The organism is Brevundimonas sp. NPDC055812 (assembly GCF_053616535.1).
This window is the reverse complement of the sequence record NZ_JBSHDX010000004.1, coordinates 187159-205563: the sequence shown is the minus strand read 5'-3', so window position 1 is coordinate 205563 and position 18405 is coordinate 187159. Positions and strand designations below refer to the sequence as shown.

The window sequence follows — 18405 nt, the reverse complement described above, 5'->3', positions numbered from 1 at the left end:
ATCACTTGCACGATCTGACGGGGCCGGCGCTCCTTACGCTCGGGCTTGTGGCTGTCGGCGGATACCTGCTGGGCTCCATTCCGTTCGGCGTGGTCCTGACCCGCGCGGCGGGCGCGGGCGACGTGCGCAACATCGGCTCGGGCAATATCGGCGCGACCAACGTCCTGCGCACCGGGCGCAAGGATCTGGCCATCGCCACCCTGATCCTGGATGCAGGCAAGGGCGCGGTCGCCCTGTTGATCGCGCGGCATCTGCTGGGAACCGACGTCGCGGGCGCCATCGCCGGCGGCGCGGCCTTCCTGGGCCACCTGTTCCCCGTCTGGCTGGGGTTCAAGGGCGGCAAGGGGGTCGCGACCTTCTTCGGCCTGATCCTGGCCGCGTGCTGGCCGCTGGGCCTGCTGGCGGCGGCGACCTGGCTGATCATGGCCTTCGCCCTGCGCTATTCCTCCCTGTCGGCCCTGGTGGCGGCGGCGCTGACGCCGTTCTACGCCCTGCTGCCCCTGCCTGCGCTGGGCCTGCCGGCGCCACAGCCCATCTTCATCATGGCGGTCTTCACCGCCGTGCTGATCTTCATCCGCCACCATGAAAACATCGGCCGCCTGCTGAAAGGCGCCGAGCCCAAGATCGGGGCGAAGAAGGCGTGACGGCGCTGTCGGAGGCCGAGCGTTTCGCCCGCCTCCGGCTCGCCCGGACCGACCGCGTCGGCCCCGTGGCCTTTTCCCAGCTGTTGCAGCGGTTCGGCGCGGCCGAGCGCGCGCTGGACGCCCTGCCCGATCTGATCCGCAATCGAGGACGCACCGGCTATTCCATCCCGGTGCCCGAAGCCGTCGAAGCTGAACTGGAAGCGGGCGTCCGCATCGGCGCGCGGCTGATCCTGTGGGGCGAGGCCGCCTATCCCGAAGCCCTGGCTGCAGTCGATCCGCCACCGCCCCTGCTTTGGACCTTGGGCGATCCGTCGCTGATGCAGCGGCCCTGCATGGCCATCGTCGGGGCGCGCATCGCCTCGGCGGGCGGGCAACGCATCGCGCGCGGCCTGGCCCAGCAGTTGGGCGAAAGCGGCCACGTCGTCGTCTCGGGTCTGGCGCGAGGGGTGGATGCGGCGGCGCATCTGGGCGCGCTGGAAACCGGCACGGTCGCGGTGCTGGGCGGCGGGGTGGACGACATCTATCCCTCAGACAACGCCGACCTGTATCGCCAGATCGTCGAGCGCGGCTGCATCGTCTCGGAAAGCCCCGTCGGCGCGCGAGCGCAGGCGCGCGACTTCCCGCGCCGCAACCGCATCATCTCGGGCCTGTCGCGCGGCGTGGTGGTGGTCGAGGCCGAAATCCGTTCCGGCTCCCTGATCACCGCCCGACTGGCGGGCGAGCAGGGCCGCGATGTCTTCGCCGTGCCCGGATCGCCGCTGGACCCTCGCTCCAAAGGCCCCAACGAACTGCTGCGGCAAGGCGCCATCCTGTGCGAAGGGATCGAGGACATCGAGCGGGCCTTCGCGTCCTTGCGGACCCTGCGCGAACCGCCCGCTGATTCGCCGTTCGGCGCCGGATCGCCGGATCAGGTCGACGATGCAGTTCTGGACCGCGTCGAGGCCCTGCTGTCGCCAACGCCCATCGGCCGCGACGAACTGGCGCGCGCCGCCAGGCTATCGATTGCAGAAACGGCCGCCGCCCTGCTGGAGCTTCATCTCGCAGGCCGGGCGACGCTGTTGCCCGGCGGTCTGGCCTCGACCTAGGCGGGGGCCGTCCGGCGGGCCAGATCCGCCGCGCTTTCAAGAAGTCCGGCCAATCGCTCATCCCCGTCCCAGCGGGCCATTCCAGCCAGTTCCGTAGCCATGGCGGCCACGTATTCGCGGACCGGATAGTCCGTCAGATCAGGGCTCGCCGCCTTGCGGCGTCGCTGCGCTGTCTTGTTCATCGTCAACCCTCCCGAGAACGTCTGAGAGGAACACAACTTAAGGTATCTTGTAAACTCACGTTACCCGGAATGGTTGCCCATCTTCAACGCGCCGATTGACTTCCGCGCCCGCCGCAACCACGTTCGCGCCCCGTTTTCCCCGATAGAGCGCCATGAATCTCGTCATCGTCGAGAGCCCCGCCAAGGCCAAGACCATCAATAAGTACCTGGGCTCGGACTATAAGGTTCTGGCTTCCTACGGCCACGTCCGCGACCTGCCGTCCAAGGACGGCTCCGTCCTGCCTGACGATGACTTCGCCATGCACTGGGAGGTCGACGCCAAGGCCTCCAAACGCCTGTCGGAGATCGCCGAGGCCGCCAAGGCCTCCGACCGCGTCATCCTGGCCACCGACCCCGACCGCGAGGGCGAGGCGATCAGCTGGCACGTTCTGGAAATCCTGAACAAGAAGAAGGCGCTGAAGGACAAGGACGTCCAGCGCGTCACCTTCAACGCCATCACCAAGTCGGCGGTGCTGGAGGCCATGGCCAACCCGCGCCAGCTGGATATGGAGCTGGTGGACGCCTATCTGGCGCGCCGGGCGCTGGACTATCTGGTAGGCTTCAACCTGTCGCCGGTGCTGTGGCGCAAGCTGCCGGGCGCACGCTCGGCCGGGCGTGTCCAATCGGTCGCCCTGCGCATCGTCGTCGACCGCGAGATGGAGATCGAGCGGTTCAAGGCTCAGGAATACTGGTCGATCGAGGCCGATCTGATCGCCGACAGCCCGCCCTTCACCGCCCGTCTGGTCAAGCACGAAGGCAAGCGCGTCCAGCGTCTGGACATCGTGTCCGAGGCCATGGCCATGGCGGCGCGCGAAGCCGTCCATAGCGGCGACTTCACCATCAAATCGGTCGAGAAGAAGCCGGCCAAACGGTCCCCCGCCCCGCCCTTCACCACCTCGACCCTGCAACAGGAAGCCGCGCGCAAACTGGGTTTCACCGCCCAGCGCACCATGCAGGCGGCGCAGAAGCTGTATGAGGGCGTCGACGACACCGGCGGCCTGATCACCTATATGCGGACCGACGGCGTCTATGTGACGCCCGAGGGCATCGCCCAGGCGCGCGAGGCCATCGGCCAGCGTTTCGGCCCCGCCTATGTCCCGGCCGAGCCGCGCTACTACAAGACCAAGGCCAAGAACGCCCAGGAAGCGCACGAGGCCATTCGTCCGACCAACATCCTGCGCAGCCCCGACACCCTGCGGCTCGATAGCGATCTGCAGCGTCTGTACGAACTGATCTGGAAGCGGATGATCGCCTCGCAGATGGAATCGGCGCGTCTGGACCGCACCACGGTCGAGATCGAGACGCCCGACGGCCAGACGGGCCTTCGCGCCACCGGCCAGGTCGTGGTCTTCGACGGCTTCATCGCCGCCTATGAAGAAGGCCGCGACGACAAGCAAAAGGGCGCCGAGGACGAGGACGACGAAGGCGGCCGCCTGCCTGCGCTGAAGGAAGGCGCCAAGGCCAAGGTCGAGGCCATCCGCACCGATCAGCACTTCACCGAACCGCCGCCGCGCTTCTCGGAAGCCACCCTGGTCAAGAAGCTGGAAGAACTGGGCATCGGCCGCCCGTCGACCTACGCCTCCATCCTGACGACCCTGCGCGACCGCGAATACGTCCGCATGGACAAGAACCGCTTCTTCCCCGAGGACAAGGGACGGCTGGTCACGGCCTTCCTCGAGCAGTTCTTCGCCAAATGGGTCGAGTACGACTTCACCGCCGCGCTGGAGACCCAGCTGGACGAGGTGTCGGCGGGCGATCTGGACTGGAAGACCCTGCTGCGCCGCTTCTGGCAGGATTTCCACGCCGCGACCCAGGCCGCAGGCGAATTGCGCACCACGGCCATCCTGGACCACCTGAATGAGGCGCTGGGCCCGCACATCTTCCCCGACAAGAGCGACGGTTCGGACCCGCGCGAATGCCCCCTGTGCCATCAGGGGCAACTGAGCCTGAAGACCAGCCGCTTCGGCGCCTTCATCGGCTGCTCGCGCTATCCGGAGTGCAAATACACCCGCCCGGTGGCCTCGCCTGACGCGGCCGACGGCGGCGCGGAGAGCGGCGATCGCGAACTGGGCGTCGATCCGGCGACCGGCCAGCCCGTGCACCTGAAGATCGGCCGCTTCGGCCCCTATGTCGAAACCACGCCGCCGGATGCGGACAAGCCCAAGCGCTCGTCCCTGCCCAAGGGCTGGTCCCCGGCCTCGATCGACCTCGAGAAGGCGCTGCGCCTGCTCAGCCTGCCGCGCGACGTGGGTCCGCATCCCGAGGACGGCAAGATGATCACCGCCAGCCTGGGCCGCTACGGGCCGTTCGTGGCGCACGCGGGCACCTACGCCAACGTCGCGGACATCGAGGAGGTGTTCGACGTCGGCCTGAACCGCGCGGTCGCCCTGCTGGCCGAAAAGCGTGCGGGTCGTGCAGGTCGCGCCTCGGCCGCCGCGCCGCTGAAGGAGCTGGGCGCCCACCCGGAAACGGGCGAGGCCGTTCAGGTCATGGCCGGGCGCTACGGCCCCTACGTCAAGTCGGGCAAGATCAACGCCACCCTGCCGAAGGGCACGGCGCCCGAAGACATGACGATGGAGGCCGCCCTGCCCCTGCTGGCGGCCAAGGCCGGCGCAGCACCGAAGAAGAAGGCGCCCGCCAAGAAGGCCGCTGCGAAAAAGCCCACGGCGAAGAAGGAGCCTGCGGCCAAGAAACCGGCTGCAAAGAAGGCTCCCGCCAAGAAGACTGCGGAAGCCGAATAAGACGAAGCGCCCTCGTTCTCACGAACGGGGGCGTTTTTCTTACCGCCCTGCAATCAGCTCGTTGCGGACGCGGCGTCCCAGAGGGTCGCGTCCGGGCCAGGTCTCGCCCACCGAAGCGTCGACCAGGGGCGTGCAGAAGCGTGACAGAATCATGCGCGGACGAATCCCGTTCAGACACACCTTGTCGCCCTCGCGCGCCCAGCGGGCGGTCAGGCGGCGCCCATCTGAAAACAGGGCGCTATAGGCGCCGTCGCGGTCGAACCAGTGTTTCACCCAGTTCCCGTCGGCATAGTAGGAAACGACGGTATTGCCGAACGCCGCGCTCATGGCGTCCGCCTCGCGCCCGCCGGACGCCCAGGCGCTTGTCGGCGCAGCCAGCATCACCGCGATCCATACGGCTACGCGCATTCGGCGTCCCTCTCCCAGTCCCGACGCGGGACCATACAGGCCGAAACGCCGGCGCCAAGCGGGCTGTTCCGAACAGAAATACTTGACTGAGGCGTAGGGCCTTCCATATACGGCCGCAGGCTCGGAACAGGACTGGCGATGCGCGCCGCCCGCTCGCCCACGAGGGGCGGTTCCGTCAGCTGAAGGCGTTTGCGAACGCTATCCTCCGTCCCTTCAGGACTGCATGACTGAATTCTCCAAGCTGGGCCTTTCGCCCACGACCCTTCAGGCGGTCGCCGATACCGGCTACACGACCGCCACGCCGATCCAGGAACAAGCCATTCCGGTGGCCCTGGCCGGACGCGACGTCCTCGGCATCGCCCAGACCGGCACCGGCAAGACGGCCGCCTTCACCCTGCCCATGGTCGATCGCCTGGCCTCAGGCCGCGCTCGCGCCCGGATGCCGCGCGCCGTGGTGCTGGCGCCGACCCGCGAACTGGCCGACCAGGTCGCCGAAAGCTTCGCCAAATACGCCAAGGGCACGCGCCTGAACTGGGTGCTGCTGATCGGCGGCGTCTCCATGGGCGACCAGGTCGCCGCCTTGAACAAGGGCGTGGACGTTCTGATCGCCACGCCGGGCCGTCTGCTGGACCTGTTCGATCGCGGCAAGATGCTGCTGACCGGCGTCGAGATGATGGTGGTCGACGAAGCCGACCGGATGCTGGACATGGGCTTCATCCCGGACATCGAGCGCATCTTCAAGCTGACGCCGCCGCGCCGCCAGACCCTGTTCTTCTCGGCCACCATGCCGCCGGAGATCACGCGCCTGACCCAGCAATTCCTCAAGGATCCGACCCGGATCGAGGTGGCGCGCCCGGCCACGACCGCCGACACAATCACCCAGCACATCACCCGCCTGCCGACCTCGGACCCCAAGGCCAAGCGCACCGCCCTGCGCGCCCTGGTCGAGCGCGGCGAGGTCCAGAACGGCATCGTCTTCTGCAACCGCAAGTCCGAAGTCGACATCGTCGCCAAGTCGCTTCAGGTCCACGGCTTCAACGCCGCGCCGATCCACGGCGACCTAGACCAGTCGTTGCGGATGAAGACCCTGTCCGATTTCCGCAGCGGCGAGCTGAAGCTGCTGGTCGCGTCCGACGTCGCCGCGCGCGGCCTGGACATCCCGGCCGTCAGCCACGTCTTCAACTATGACGTTCCGCACCACGCCGACGACTATGTCCACCGCATCGGCCGCACCGGGCGCGCCGGACGCCTGGGCGAGGCCTTCATGATCGTGACGCCCGCCGACGACAAGTCGTTGGACAAGGTGCTGAAGCTGATCAAGAAGGAGCCGGTCGAACTGCCGCTGGACGACATCGACTTCGCCTCGATCAAGGACCGCCCGCGCGACGACAGCCGCTCCAGCCGCGGTCGTGGGCGCGGCGAGCGCAGCGAACGCAGCCGCTCGCGCAAATCGCTCGAGGCCGCGCCGGTCGAAGCCGTCGAGGTCAGCGAGATTCCCGCTGCGCCCGAGACTTCGACGCCGCAAGCCGACGAGGCGCCGCGCCGTTCGCGCAGCCGCAAGAAATCCGAAGATCGCGCTCCCGCCGCCCAGACTGTCTCCAAACCCGCCGAGACTGTTCGCGGCAGCGCCTTTGGTGACGACGTGCCGGCCTTCCTGCGACGACCGGTCGTTTTTGCTGACTGACAGCCAGTTCCTAGTTTAACCCTGCGTTACGGAAGGCCGAGCTAACGTTCCGGCCTGAACTTCCCAGGGGCGCTCAAGGCATGGCCACTCAGGTCGACACCACGGTCCGCAGTCCGGAAGCCTATGCCCTGGCGCGCCGGGCGGTGGACGCCATGCAGGCGGCGGCGGTCTGGCCGACGCCGTTGAATTTCGAACTCTGGCTGCACTACCTCAGCGCGCCTGACAGCCCGCTGAGCCAGGAAATGGCGCGCCTGCTGTCCAGCGGCGCGCCGTTCACCGACACCACGGCCGAGATGCTGGCAGCCGAGTTCCTGCCGCGTAGCCGCCTCTCGGAAGAGATTCGTGACGCCGGCGTCGTCCTGAACCGCGAACTGGCGGCGGTGGCCGCAGCCATCGACAAGGCGCGCGAGAGCCAGGCCGACTATGGCGACACCCTGGCCCAGGCGGCCGACCGCATGGCCTCGGCGCCCGACACCGACAGCCTGGGCGTCATCGTCTCCTCGCTCAGCGACGCCACGCGGCGAATCCGTCGTCATACTTCGGCGCTGGAGCGTCGTCTGGAATCTTCCAATCGCGAGGTCGTCAAGCTGCGCGACCACCTGGAGCAGGTCCGTCGCGACGCCATGACCGACGCCCTGACCAACCTGGCCAACCGCAAGGCGTTCGACGAACAACTGCAGCGCATGTGCGACGAGGCCGAGAGCGACGCGACCCCGATCGGACTGGCCCTGATCGACATCGACCACTTCAAGCGGTTCAACGACACCTGGGGCCATCAGACCGGCGATCAGGTGCTGCGCTATGTGGCCAGCGTCCTGGGCCGCATAGCGCGGGCGCCGCGCATCGCCGCCCGCTATGGCGGCGAAGAATTCGCCGTCATCTTCCCGCGCGAGACGGCGGGCGCGATCGAGGCCGCGCTCAACGCCGCCCGCGAAGAAATCGCTTCACGCAGCCTGCGCCGCCGTTCGACCAACGACGACCTGGGCGCCGTGACCATTTCCGTCGGCTTCGCGCTGCGCCGCTCCGGCGAAGCGGCGTCCCAGTTCCTGGAGCGCGCCGACGAGGCCCTCTACGCCTCCAAGCGGACGGGTCGCAACCGGGTCACCAACGCTGAGGCGGTCGCTTCCGCCGCCGCCTAAGCGGTTCCAGCAAACCCGTTTCCGCGCGAGCGCTCCCGCAGACGACCTCTGAGTCGCCCATCACAGCCGAATCGATCTTGACCGCGCCGGTGCGGCCGTCAGGATCGCGTCGACGCCCTTCCGGTCCGGTAGAGCGAACAGAATGGCCACCGGTGTCATAGGAGTTCCGAAATGCGCGCGCCCTTCTTGCCGACCCGTCGTCTGACGCTGATGGGCGGTCTGGCCCTGACCACGGCGGCGTGCGCCTCCTCTCCGGATCGCGCGACGCTCCGCTCGCCTGCTGATCTTTGGACCTTCGACCGGCTGGACGAGATCGGCGGACACGCCGTCAAGGCGGAGGGCGGCCCCCGCCTGACGGATTCGCCCTGGGGTCAGGCCGCGTCCTTCGACGGCGTCGACGACGCTCTTTTCATCGAGAACCATCCCCTGGCCGGGGCGTCGCGCTTCACCTTCGAAGCCCTGTTTCGCCCCGACGGCGGGGCGCATGAGCAGCGCTGGTTCCACCTTCAGGAAACCCCGCCTCCTGACGCCGGACCCGACTGGCCCGGCACCCGCTTTCTGTTTGAAATCAGGGTCTTCGGCGAGCAATGGTGCCTGGACGCCTTCACCAAGGGGCCCGGCTACAATCACACCTTGATCTTCCCGGACAAATTGCACCCCGTCGGCGCCTGGGCTCACGTCGCTCAAACCTTCGACGGCGCGACCTACCGCAGCTACGTCAACGGCCGACTGGAAGGCGAGGCGCCGCTGGCCTTCAAGCCACAGGGCCCCGGAGCGTCCTCGATCGGATGTCGGTTCAATCGGGTCAACTACTTCAACGGCGCGGTGCGGGCGGCCGCCTTCTCTCGCTCCGCCTTGACGCCCGATCAGTTCGTCCTGCCGCGCCCCTGAAGGTCTAAGCGCTGAACAGAAGGCGCAGAAGGCTGCGAAAGATCAGGCCAAGCGTCATCACGCCGACCGTCGCGCCGACCAGAAACACCAGGCGGAAATGCCGGTGCAGAAAGTAGAGAATCTCGCCTGCCATCTGCGTCGCCCAAAAGGTTAACAACATGATGACACACGGTTAGGCGAACGCCCCAACAAGGATTCGTGATCAGACCAGCCGGCTCTGCACCAGGGCCGCCGCGATGAAGCTGGCGAACAGCGGATGCGGGGCGAAGGGGCGGCTGCGGTATTCCGGGTGGTACTGGACGCCGATGAACCAGGGGTGGTCCCGGCGCTCGACCGTTTCCGGCAGGACGCCGTCCGGCGACATGCCGGCGAAGAACAGCCCGCCCTTCTGCTCCACCGCCTCGCGGTAGTTGATGTTCACCTCATAGCGGTGTCGGTGGCGTTCGTTGATGTCGGTCTGACCATAGATCTCGGCGATCTTGGAGCCCGGCGCCAGGGTCGAGGCGTAGGCGCCCAGACGCATGGTGCCGCCCAGATCGCCGCCATGCTCGCGCTTGACGCGCTCATTGCCCTGGACCCACTCGGTCATCAGGCCGACCACGGGTTCATCCGCCGGGCCGAACTCGGTCGAGGTCGCCTTGGGGAAGCCCGCCAGGTTTCGCGCCGCCTCGATCACCGCCATCTGCATGCCGAAGCAGATTCCGAAATAGGGAATCTTGCGCTCGCGGGCGTAGCGCGCCGCCTCGATCTTGCCCTCCGCCCCACGCTCGCCGAAGCCGCCGGGCACGAGGATGGCGTGGGCGCCTTCCAGACGTTCGGCGCAGGCCTGCGGGTCGCCTTCGAAGGTGTCGGCCTCGACCCAGTCGATATTGACCTTGGCGTTGTTGGCGACGCCGCCGTGCTGCAGCGCCTCGATCAATGACTTATAGGCGTCCTTCAGCACAGTGTATTTGCCGACCACGGCGATGGTGACCTCGCCGTCCGGATGCAGGCGACGACGCACGATCTCGTTCCAGCCGGACAACTCCGGCGCCGGCGCATCATCCAGGCCGAAGTGGGCCAGCACCTGGGTGTCCAGACCCTCGCGGTGATAATCCAGCGGCACGGCGTAGATGTCGGCCGAGTCCATCGCCTGAATAACGCTGTCGGGGCGGACGTTGCAGAACTGGGCGATCTTGCGCTTCTCGTCGGCCGGGATCGGCGCCTCGCACCGGCACAGCAGGATATCGGGCTGGATGCCGATGGAGCGCAGCTCCTTGACCGAGTGCTGCGTCGGCTTGGTCTTCATCTCGCCGGCGGTCTTGATGAAGGGCAGCAGAGTCAGATGGACGAAGCACGACTGGCCCCGCGGCAGGTCCTGCTCCAGCTGGCGGATCGCCTCGAAGAAGGGCAGGCCCTCGATGTCGCCGACGGTGCCGCCGATTTCGACCAGGACGAAGTCCACATCCTCGCCCGCATCGGTCTTGGCCGGGTTGAGGCAGAACTGCTTGATCTGGTCGGTGACGTGCGGGATCACCTGGACGGTCGCGCCCAGATAGTCGCCGCGACGCTCCTTCTCGATGATCGTCTGATAGATGCGGCCGGTCGTGATGTTGTCCGACTTGGCCGCCGAGACGCCGGTGAAGCGCTCATAGTGGCCCAGGTCGAGGTCCGTCTCGGCGCCGTCGTCGGTCACGAAGACCTCGCCGTGCTGATAGGGGCTCATCGTGCCCGGATCGACGTTGAGATAAGGGTCCAGCTTACGCAGGCGGACCTTGTAGCCGCGCGCCTGCAGAAGAGCGCCGAGAGCGGCGGAAGCGAGGCCTTTTCCAAGAGAGGAAACCACGCCGCCGGTGATGAACACATAGCGAGCCATGGGCGGACACCTTACTCCATGATTCGTCCGGAGCGGAGAGGCCCTGAACGAATCCAACTGTTGATCAAAAGAAGAAAGCGCGCCTCGCGGCGCGCTTCCCCAAACTCGATGGCGGCGACGCCCTTACTGGGCGGGCGCGCCCTGGCCGGCCGGCAGGCTGGCTTCCAGATCGTCCAGCGACGGCGCGGCCGGAGCGGCCGGGGTCGCCGGCGCGGCTTCCGGAGCGGCCGGAGCCGTTTCTTGCGGCTGGTCCAGCGCGATCGAGCCGACGGCGTCAGCGTCGATCACCGACCGCGACCCGCGCGCATAGTTGCCCGCGATCGTCAGACCGATGGCGCAGACGAAGAAGGCCACCGCCAGGAATGACGTGGTGCGGGTCAGCAGATTGCCCGCGCCGCGCGCCGTCATGAAGCCCGAAGGACCGCCGCCCATGCCCAGGGCGCCGCCCTCGGAACGTTGCAGCAGGATCACGGCCGACAAGGCGACCGAGATGATGATCATCGCGACGAGCAGAATGGTCTGGAGCATGGCGTCATTCATGTGGGCGCAGAAACGCGCCGATCAAGCGGCCGCCTCTAACACCGTTGCGGGTTTCGAGCAAACTGTCAGGCGGTCAAACCGCGCGGATGATGCCCAGGAAGTCTTCGGCCTTCAGCGAGGCGCCGCCGACCAGGGCGCCGCCGACCTCGGCCACGGCCAGGATCTCGGCCGCGTTCGACGGCTTGACCGAGCCGCCGTACAGGATCGGCGCGGCGCGGCCGCCCTCCCCCAGCCTGGCGATCATGGCCGCGCGCACGGCGGCGTGGACCTCTTCGATCTGCTCCAGCGTCGGCGTCAGGCCGGTGCCGATGGCCCAGACGGGCTCATAGGCCACGGCGAAAGCCTTGCCCGCCAGCGAGACCGGCAGCGAACCGGCGACCTGACGGCTGACGACCTCGACCGCCTGTCCGGCTTCGCGTTCCTGAAGCGTCTCGCCGATGCAGATGATCGGCTCCAGACCGGCAGCCAGGGCGGCCTCGACCTTGGCGGCGACGTCGGCGTCGGTTTCCCCGAAACCGGCGCGACGTTCGGAGTGGCCGAGAATCACCAGGCCGGCGCCCGCATCGCGGACCATCCCGGCCGAGACCGAGCCGGTATAGGCGCCCGACGCCTCGGCGTGGCAGTCCTGCCCGCCGATTTCGACGACGCCGCCCTTCAGCGTCTGGGCCATCCGATCGATCAGGGTGGCGGGCGGACACAGGGCGACGCGGCAGGCCGCAGCCTGTTCCTTCAGCGCCTTTGCGAGGGTTTCAGCCTCGGCCAGGCTCGCGCCCAGGCCGTTCATTTTCCAGTTGCCGGCGACCAGCTTCACAGATTGTTTCATGCGGCCTGTCTAGTGGCGACGGTCGCGGAAGCCAAGATGTCGTCAAGCCTCACTTGCGGCGGCGGCCCCGCACCCCCTATACGCGACCCTTGGCGCCCTTTCGACGCCGGCCCTCGTCAGGTTCTTCTTAGATGATCACGCTCTTCCGCAACTTCGCCAAGTCGAAATGGGCCGCCGGCCTGTTCGCCCTGATCATCCTCAGCTTCCTGATCGTCGGCGCGCAATCCGACATCTTCGCCAACCTGGGGCCGCGCCATATCATCAGCGCCGGCGACCGCAGCGTCGATTCCAACCAGTTCCGCGCCGACTTCGAGCGCGTGCGCGCCAATCTGCAGGAGCAGGCCGGCCGCCCCGTCAGCTATGACGACATGGTCAAGGAGAACCTGCATCAGCAGTATCTCGACAGCCAGACCCAACGTCTCGGCTTCCTGGACTGGGCCTATAAGGCGGGCATCCGTCCGGGCAAGGAGCTGGTGCTGGCCGAGATTCGCAAGATTCCGGCCTTCTTCAACCAGATCACGGGCCAGTTCGACCAAGACCTCTACGTTCAGGCCCTGGCCCAGCAGAACCTGACCTCGGAAATGCTCGAGCAGGACCTGCGCGACCAGTACGTCACCTCGCACGTCGGCTCGGCCGTCTTCGCCGGCCTGCAGGCCCCGCGCGTCTACGCCGCCCTGCTGGCGGGTCAGGCGCTGGAAACCCGCGACGGCCGCTGGTTCTCGGTGACTCAGGACATGGCCGGCCGCGCGGGCGCGCCGACCGACGCCCAGCTGACCGCCTTCATGAAGGAGAACGAGGCGCGCCTGCGCAGCCCCGAGTTCCGCATGATCTCCCTGGTGCTGTTCACGCCCGGCCCGAACGATCCTCGCCCGACCGTCACCGAAGAGCAGATCAACGAGCGTTATGAGTTCCGCAAGGCCGCCCTGGCCGACCCGGAAAAGCGCACCTTCGTCACCCTGACGGTTCCGACCAAGGAAGCCGCCGACAAGATCGCCGCTGACCTGCGCGCCGGCAAGAACCCGGCTGAGGTCGCCAAGGCCAACAACATCCAGCTGGGCGACTACAAGGCCACGCCGCAGGCCGCCGTTGGCGACCCCGCGGTCGGCGCCGCCGTGTTCGGCCTGGCTATCGACCAGGTCTCGGCGCCGATCCAGGGCCGCCTGGGCTTCACCGTCGCCAAGCTGGCCGCCATCCAGGCCGGTCAGGCCGTGACGCTGGAAAGCGCCCGCCCCGCCCTGACCCAGGAGCTGCAAGCCGAAGCGGTCAAGGCCGCGACCTACGCCAAGGTCGAGCAGTTCGAGAAGGCGCGTCAGGAAGGCAAGAACCTGGCCGACGCCGCCGCGGCCGCCAAGGCCCGCGTCATCCAGCTGCCGCCCTTCACCCAGCAGGGCCAACTGCCCGACGGCCAGCCGATGAACGCCCCGCGTCAGGTTCTGGAAAGCGCCTACGCCCTGTCCAAGGGCGGCGAGAGCGACGTCATCGACGCCGGAGACGGTCAGTATTTCGCCGTCCGCCTCGACGACATCCGCCCCTCGGCCCTGCCCACGCTGGAAGAAGTGCGCGGCCCGCTGGGTCAGCAGTGGACCCTGCGTGAAAACGCCCGCCTGCTGTCGGCCAAGGCCGAACAACTGGCCGGCCGCGTCCGCGCCGGCGAGGACATCGCCAAGGTGGCCGCCGAGGCCGGCGCCCAGCTGACCGTCCGCACCGGCGTGCAGCAGAGCCGCGAGTCGCAGGCCCAGGTCGGCGACGGCGTGCTGCGCGGCCTGTTCGGCCAGAGCAAGGGTCAGGTCTTCTCCGACGCCCAGTCGCAGACCGCCTTCGTGGTCGGCCGCGTCGACGCCATCCACGCCGCCGATCCGGCCCTGGCCGCACCGCTGGCCGAGCAGGCTCGCCCGCGTCTGACCGAAGAGCTGGCCAACACCCTGGCCGACCGCACCATCGCCGCCGCCGCTGCACGCACCAAGTCGCGCAACGACCCGGCCGCCGGCCTGCAAGCTCTGGGCGTCGAGGCTCCGGTCGCGGCGGCTCCGGCTACGGCGCCTGCTCCCGCCAAGAAGTAATGCTTCAAGAACGCGACGCCTTCATCGCCGGTCTGTCGGCGGGCCGCCCTCAGGTTCTGGTCCGCCGCCTGGTTGATGACCTGGAGACCCCCGTCTCGGCCTTCCTTAAGGTCGGGCACGGGCGGCGCTACGCCAGCCTGTTCGAGTCGGTCGAAGGCGGCGCCGTCAACGGCCGCTATTCCTTCGTCACCCTGTCGCCGGACGTGGTCTGGCGCTGTCGCGACGGCAAGGCGGAGATTGCGCGCGGCGCCGACGTCTTGGCCGACGTCTTCACCCCGGAAGACCGGCCCGCGCTGGAGTCCCTGCGCGCCCTGATCGCGGCGACGAAGTTCGAGTTGCCCGCCGACCTGCCCCCGATGGCCGCCGGTCTGTTCGGCGTCTTCGGCTATGATATGGTGCGTCTGCTGGAGCCGCTGGGTCCGGCCAACCCCGACCCTCTGGACCTGTCCGACGCCGTCATGGCGCGCCCGGCCCTGGTCGCCATCTTCGATTCGGTGAAGCACGAGATCGTCCTGATCTCCGCCGCCTATCCCGACACGGCGGCCGATCCGAGCCAAGCCCATGCCGCCGCCGAGGCCCGACTGGAGGACTTCGAGGACCGCCTGCGCGGCCCCCTGCCGATCCAGCGCGAGGTCGAGCCGGTTCCCGCGCCCGACTTCCACTCTCCCGTCGATGAGGCCGCCTTCGGCCGCATGGTGGCGCGGGCCAAGGACTACATCGCCGCGGGCGACATCTTCCAGGTCGTGCTGGCGCACCGCTTCTCGGCGCCGTGGGGCCAGGATCCGTTCGCCTTCTATCGCTCGCTGCGGCGCGGCAACCCGTCGCCCTATCTGTTCTTCCTCGACTATGTGGATTTCCAGCTGGCGGGCTCCAGCCCGGAAATCCTGGTCCGACTGAAGGACGGGCGCGTCACTATCCGCCCGCTGGCGGGCACCCGCCCGCGCGGCGCCACGCCCGAACAGGACATGGCGCTGGAAGTCGAACTTCTGGCCGACCCCAAGGAACGGGCCGAGCATCTGATGCTGCTGGACCTGGGCCGCAACGACGTGGGCCGCGTCTCGACGCCCGGATCGGTCGAGGTCACGGAAAGCTTTGTGGTCGAGCGCTACAGCCAGGTCATGCACATCGTCTCCAACGTCAACGGCTCGGCCGATCCCAAGCTGGACGCGGTGGACACGCTTCTGGCCGCCCTGCCCGCCGGCACCCTGTCGGGCGCGCCCAAGGTGCGGGCGATGGAGGTCATCGACGAGCTTGAGACCGAAAAGCGAGGCGTCGGCTACGGCGGCGGCGTCGGCTACATCTCGGCCAATGGCGAGGCGGACATCTGCATCGTCCTGCGCACCGCCATGTTCGCGAAAGGCCAGATCTTCGTTCAGGCGGGCGCCGGCGTCGTCGCCGACAGCGACCCGGCCGCCGAATACGCTGAAACCCTGGCCAAGGCTCGCGCGCCGATGAAGGCGGCCGGCGAAGCCTGGCGATTCACCGCGACCACGCGCGGCCAGGGTTCCGACGGCTAGGGATTGGAAACCATGGCAGCCTGGTCAAATGATATGCCTGGGCCCACGACCATGGTCCCGGCCAAAAGAACCGCCGTCGTCGCGGCGAAGGCGGCCGCCGCCAGCAGGCGCAGCGGTCTGGGTTGTTCGCTGGGCGCCTCGTTCAACAGGGCGCGGGCGTCACGGATGCATTCTACAGGGGTCAAGACGGATTTCTTCCGATGGCGATGCCCCTCTATCGCCCGGACAGCTTAACGTCCGCTTTCAATCGGCCCGCTTGCCTTCCATGTTTGGACCGCCCTGCCTCCCCGTTCTCAAGAAGCCTTCGCCATGATCCTCGTCGTCGATAACTACGACAGCTTCACCTACAACCTCGTCCACTACCTCGCAGAGCTGGGCGCTCGGACGCACGTCGTCCGCAACGACGACCTGACGGTCGAGGAAGCCTGGGCCTTGCAGCCCGAGGCCGTTCTGCTGTCGCCCGGCCCCTGCGCGCCCGACCAGGCGGGCATCTGCCTGTCGCTGATCGAGACGGCCGCCGAGACCATGCCCATCCTAGGCGTCTGCCTGGGCCACCAGTCGATCGGCCAGGCCTTCGGCGGCGAGGTGGTGCGCGCCAAGACCCTGATGCACGGCAAGACCTCGCCCATCCTGCATGTAGGGCGCGGCGTGTTCGGCGGCCTGCCCTCGCCGTTTACGGCGACGCGCTATCACTCGCTGGCCGTGCGCCGCGAGACCCTGCCTGATGTGCTGGAGGTCACCGCCTGGACCGAGGACGGCGAGATCATGGGCCTGTCGCACCGCACGCGGCCGATCCACGGCGTCCAGTTCCACCCGGAATCCATCGCCACCCAGCACGGCCACGAGATGATCGCCAACTTCCTCGATCTGGCGGGCGTCAAGAGATTGGCGAACGTCTGATGGACAGCATCAAGCCCCTGCTGGCCAAGCTGGTCGACGGACAGGTGCTGACCCTGGACGAGGCCAAGAGCTTCTTCGCCGCCTGCCTGCGCGGCGAGCCGACCCCGTCACAGGTCGCCGCCGCCGTTACCGCCCTGCGCATCCGGGGCGAGACGGTGGACGAGATCGTCGCCTTCGCCAGCGCCATGCGCGAAGCCGCCCTGTCGCTGAACCACCCGTTCGATCAGGTGATCGACACCTGCGGCACCGGCGGCGACGGCCAGCACACCTACAACGTCTCGACGGCGGCCGCCTTCGTTCTGGCGGGCGCCGGGCTGAAGGTCGCCAAGCACGGCAACCGCGCCATCAGTTCCAAGTCCGGCTCGTCCGACGTTCTGGCTGCGCTGGGCGTCAATCTGGACGCCACGCCTGCCCAGCAGGCGCGCGCGCTGGACCAGGCGGGCATCGCCTTCCTGTTCGCGCCGACCTATCACGGCGCCATGCGCCACGTCGGGCCGGTGCGCGGCGAGATCGGCTTCCGCACCGTGTTCAACCTGTTGGGGCCGCTGTGCAATCCGGCAGGCGCGACGCATCAGGTCATGGGCGTATATGACCTCGCCCTGCTGGAGCCTCTGGCCGAGGTTCTGGGCCGACTGGGCGCCAAGCGAGCTTGGACCGTCAACGGCCAGGGTCTGGACGAACTGACCACCACAGGCCCGACCGATGTGGCCGAATGGAAGGACGGCGCCGTGCGCCGCTTCACCGTCACGCCCGCCGACGCCGGACTGCCGCTGGCGACGCTGGACGATCTGCGCGGCGGCGACGCCGAGCATAATGCGGCGGCCCTGACCGCCCTGCTGGCGGGCGAGCGCGGACCCTACCGCGACATCGTCCTGCTGAACGCAGCCGCCGCCCTGGTGGTGGCCGAGCGGGTCGAAGACTTGAAATCGGGCGCTGAACTGGCCGCCGCCGTTATCGACGACGGTCACGCCGCCGCCGCCCTGGCTGAACTGGTGCGCGTCTCCCACGCGCCGATCGAAGACGAGGACGCCTGATGAGCGACGTTCTGGACCGCATCGCCGCCTACAAGCGCAAGGATGTCGCCGCCCGCAAGGCCGCCGTATCGCAGGACGCGATCGAGGCGCGCGCCCGCGAGGCCTCGCCCCCGCGCGGCTTCCGCGCCGTCCTGGCCCGCCGTTTCTCCGAGACCGGCCAACCGGCTCTGATCGCCGAGATCAAGAAGGCCAGCCCGTCCAAGGGCCTGATCCGCGCCGATTTCGACCCGCCCGTTCTGGCCCAGGCCTATGAGCGCGGCGGCGCGTCCTGCCTGTCCGTGCTGACCGACGGGCCAAGCTTCCAGGGCGACGACGCCTATCTGACCGCCGCGCGTGCGGCCGTCGCCCTGCCCTGCCTGCGCAAGGACTTCCTGGTCGATGCGTGGCAGGTGGCCGAGAGCCGGGCGCTGGGCGCCGACTGCATCCTGATCATCATGGACATGGTGGACGACGCCCTGGCCGCAGACCTGCTGGCCGAGACGACCCGCTGGGGCATGGACGCCCTGATCGAGACGCACGACGCGGACGAGATGGCCCGCGCCGCCAAGCTGGTTCAAGGCCGCGACGACGCCCTGATCGGCGTCAACAACCGCTCGCTGCGGACCTTCGAGGTCGATCTGGCGACGACGGAGCAACTGGCGGCGCTGAGCCCCGACGGCGCGCTGCTGGTCGCCGAAAGCGGCCTGTTCACGCCCCAGGACGTAGCGCGAGTGGCGGATGCGGGCGCCCGCGCCCTGCTGGTCGGCGAAAGCCTGATGCGTCAGGCGGATGTGGAAGCCGCGACGCGAGCCTTGCTGGCCTAACCCCGCTCATCCCGGCGGACGCCGGGACCCAGTGCTTTGGCCACGGTCACGGGCTCAACC

Annotated in this window: 18 protein-coding genes; 11 read left to right on the top strand and 7 right to left on the bottom strand. The window is 68.2% G+C overall.

Annotated elements, in window-relative coordinates:
• The first annotated feature begins 5 nt into the window (after positions 1 to 5).
• Positions 6 to 644, top strand: a complete 639-nt coding sequence (gene plsY, locus ACWGL1_RS08745) for a glycerol-3-phosphate 1-O-acyltransferase PlsY (protein ID WP_452111765.1) — start codon at positions 6 to 8, stop codon at positions 642 to 644.
• On the top strand, positions 641 to 1729 hold the full coding sequence (gene dprA / locus ACWGL1_RS08740) for a DNA-processing protein DprA (protein ID WP_452111764.1): 1089 nt from the start codon (positions 641 to 643) through the stop codon (positions 1727 to 1729). The genes plsY and dprA overlap by 4 nt, the downstream gene beginning before the upstream one ends.
• Here the strand turns inward: dprA and ACWGL1_RS08735 are convergent.
• Positions 1726 to 1911 (bottom strand): hypothetical protein, encoded by a 186-nt coding sequence (locus ACWGL1_RS08735; RefSeq protein WP_291774666.1) that lies wholly within the window; start codon positions 1909 to 1911, stop codon positions 1726 to 1728. The two genes, dprA and ACWGL1_RS08735, sit on opposite strands and share 4 nt — an antisense overlap.
• Positions 1912 to 2063: 152 nt before the next feature.
• Between ACWGL1_RS08735 and topA the strand changes: the two genes are divergently transcribed.
• On the top strand, positions 2064 to 4691 hold the full coding sequence (gene topA, locus ACWGL1_RS08730; protein ID WP_452111763.1) for a type I DNA topoisomerase: 2628 nt from the start codon (positions 2064 to 2066) through the stop codon (positions 4689 to 4691).
• 39 nt (positions 4692 to 4730) lie between these two features.
• Here topA and ACWGL1_RS08725 read toward each other — a convergent pair whose 3' ends face one another.
• Positions 4731 to 5099: a hypothetical protein gene (locus ACWGL1_RS08725; RefSeq protein ID WP_452111762.1), complete on the bottom strand. Its 369-nt coding sequence runs from the start codon at positions 5097 to 5099 to the stop codon at positions 4731 to 4733.
• A gap of 223 nt (positions 5100 to 5322) precedes the next feature.
• Here ACWGL1_RS08725 and ACWGL1_RS08720 point away from each other — a divergent pair, with 223 nt between their 5' ends.
• The 3 genes from ACWGL1_RS08720 (at position 5323) to ACWGL1_RS08710 (ending at position 8813) form a co-directional block, all read left to right on the top strand.
• The gene (locus ACWGL1_RS08720; RefSeq protein ID WP_312218104.1) at positions 5323 to 6783 is read left to right on the top strand and encodes a DEAD/DEAH box helicase; all 1461 of its coding nucleotides are present in this window, start codon (positions 5323 to 5325) and stop codon (positions 6781 to 6783) included.
• An 80-nt stretch (positions 6784 to 6863) separates the two neighbouring features.
• Positions 6864 to 7922 (top strand): GGDEF domain-containing protein, encoded by a 1059-nt coding sequence (locus tag ACWGL1_RS08715; RefSeq protein ID WP_312218106.1) that lies wholly within the window; start codon positions 6864 to 6866, stop codon positions 7920 to 7922.
• A gap of 171 nt (positions 7923 to 8093) precedes the next feature.
• Positions 8094 to 8813, top strand: coding sequence for a LamG domain-containing protein (locus ACWGL1_RS08710; protein ID WP_452111761.1), 720 nt, complete (start codon positions 8094 to 8096; stop codon positions 8811 to 8813).
• Between the two features lie 4 nt (positions 8814 to 8817).
• Here the strand turns inward: ACWGL1_RS08710 and ACWGL1_RS08705 are convergent, their stop codons facing one another.
• From ACWGL1_RS08705 to tpiA, 4 genes are all read right to left on the bottom strand, one after another.
• Entirely contained in the window at positions 8818 to 8946 is a 129-nt protein-coding gene (locus ACWGL1_RS08705) for a hypothetical protein (RefSeq protein ID WP_291774648.1), read from the bottom strand.
• 69 nt (positions 8947 to 9015) lie between these two features.
• A complete protein-coding gene (locus tag ACWGL1_RS08700) occupies positions 9016 to 10668 on the bottom strand; it encodes a CTP synthase (RefSeq protein ID WP_338578526.1) in 1653 nt (550 codons plus the stop codon).
• A gap of 123 nt (positions 10669 to 10791) precedes the next feature.
• Positions 10792 to 11196, bottom strand: a complete 405-nt coding sequence (gene secG, locus ACWGL1_RS08695) for a preprotein translocase subunit SecG (RefSeq protein ID WP_312218110.1) — start codon at positions 11194 to 11196, stop codon at positions 10792 to 10794.
• Between the two features lie 85 nt (positions 11197 to 11281).
• Positions 11282 to 12031: a triose-phosphate isomerase gene (gene tpiA / locus ACWGL1_RS08690; RefSeq protein WP_346521655.1), complete on the bottom strand. Its 750-nt coding sequence runs from the start codon at positions 12029 to 12031 to the stop codon at positions 11282 to 11284.
• A 131-nt stretch (positions 12032 to 12162) separates the two neighbouring features.
• Between tpiA and ACWGL1_RS08685 the strand changes: the two genes are divergently transcribed.
• Positions 12163 to 14091: a peptidylprolyl isomerase gene (locus ACWGL1_RS08685; RefSeq protein ID WP_452111760.1), complete on the top strand. Its 1929-nt coding sequence runs from the start codon at positions 12163 to 12165 to the stop codon at positions 14089 to 14091.
• Positions 14091 to 15608: an anthranilate synthase component I gene (gene trpE, locus ACWGL1_RS08680; protein WP_291774634.1), complete on the top strand. Its 1518-nt coding sequence runs from the start codon at positions 14091 to 14093 to the stop codon at positions 15606 to 15608. Before ACWGL1_RS08685 ends, trpE begins: the two co-directional genes overlap by 1 nt.
• On the opposite strand, the gene ACWGL1_RS08675 is transcribed toward trpE, so the two are convergent.
• Positions 15605 to 15793, bottom strand: a complete 189-nt coding sequence (locus ACWGL1_RS08675; RefSeq protein WP_452111759.1) for a hypothetical protein — start codon at positions 15791 to 15793, stop codon at positions 15605 to 15607. The two genes, trpE and ACWGL1_RS08675, sit on opposite strands and share 4 nt — an antisense overlap.
• 124 nt (positions 15794 to 15917) lie before the next feature.
• On the opposite strand from ACWGL1_RS08675, the gene ACWGL1_RS08670 reads away from it, so the two are divergent.
• From ACWGL1_RS08670 to trpC, 3 genes are read left to right on the top strand one after another with little or no spacing between them, the layout of a single operon-like run.
• Complete coding sequence (locus ACWGL1_RS08670; protein ID WP_291774631.1) at positions 15918 to 16508, top strand: anthranilate synthase component II; 591 nt, start codon at positions 15918 to 15920, stop codon at positions 16506 to 16508.
• Positions 16505 to 17542: an anthranilate phosphoribosyltransferase gene (gene trpD / locus ACWGL1_RS08665; RefSeq protein WP_452111853.1), complete on the top strand. Its 1038-nt coding sequence runs from the start codon at positions 16505 to 16507 to the stop codon at positions 17540 to 17542. Before ACWGL1_RS08670 ends, trpD begins: the two co-directional genes overlap by 4 nt.
• Positions 17542 to 18345, top strand: a complete 804-nt coding sequence (gene trpC, locus ACWGL1_RS08660) for an indole-3-glycerol phosphate synthase TrpC (RefSeq protein ID WP_452111758.1) — start codon at positions 17542 to 17544, stop codon at positions 18343 to 18345. Before trpD ends, trpC begins: the two co-directional genes overlap by 1 nt.
• Positions 18346 to 18405 lie beyond the last annotated feature (60 nt).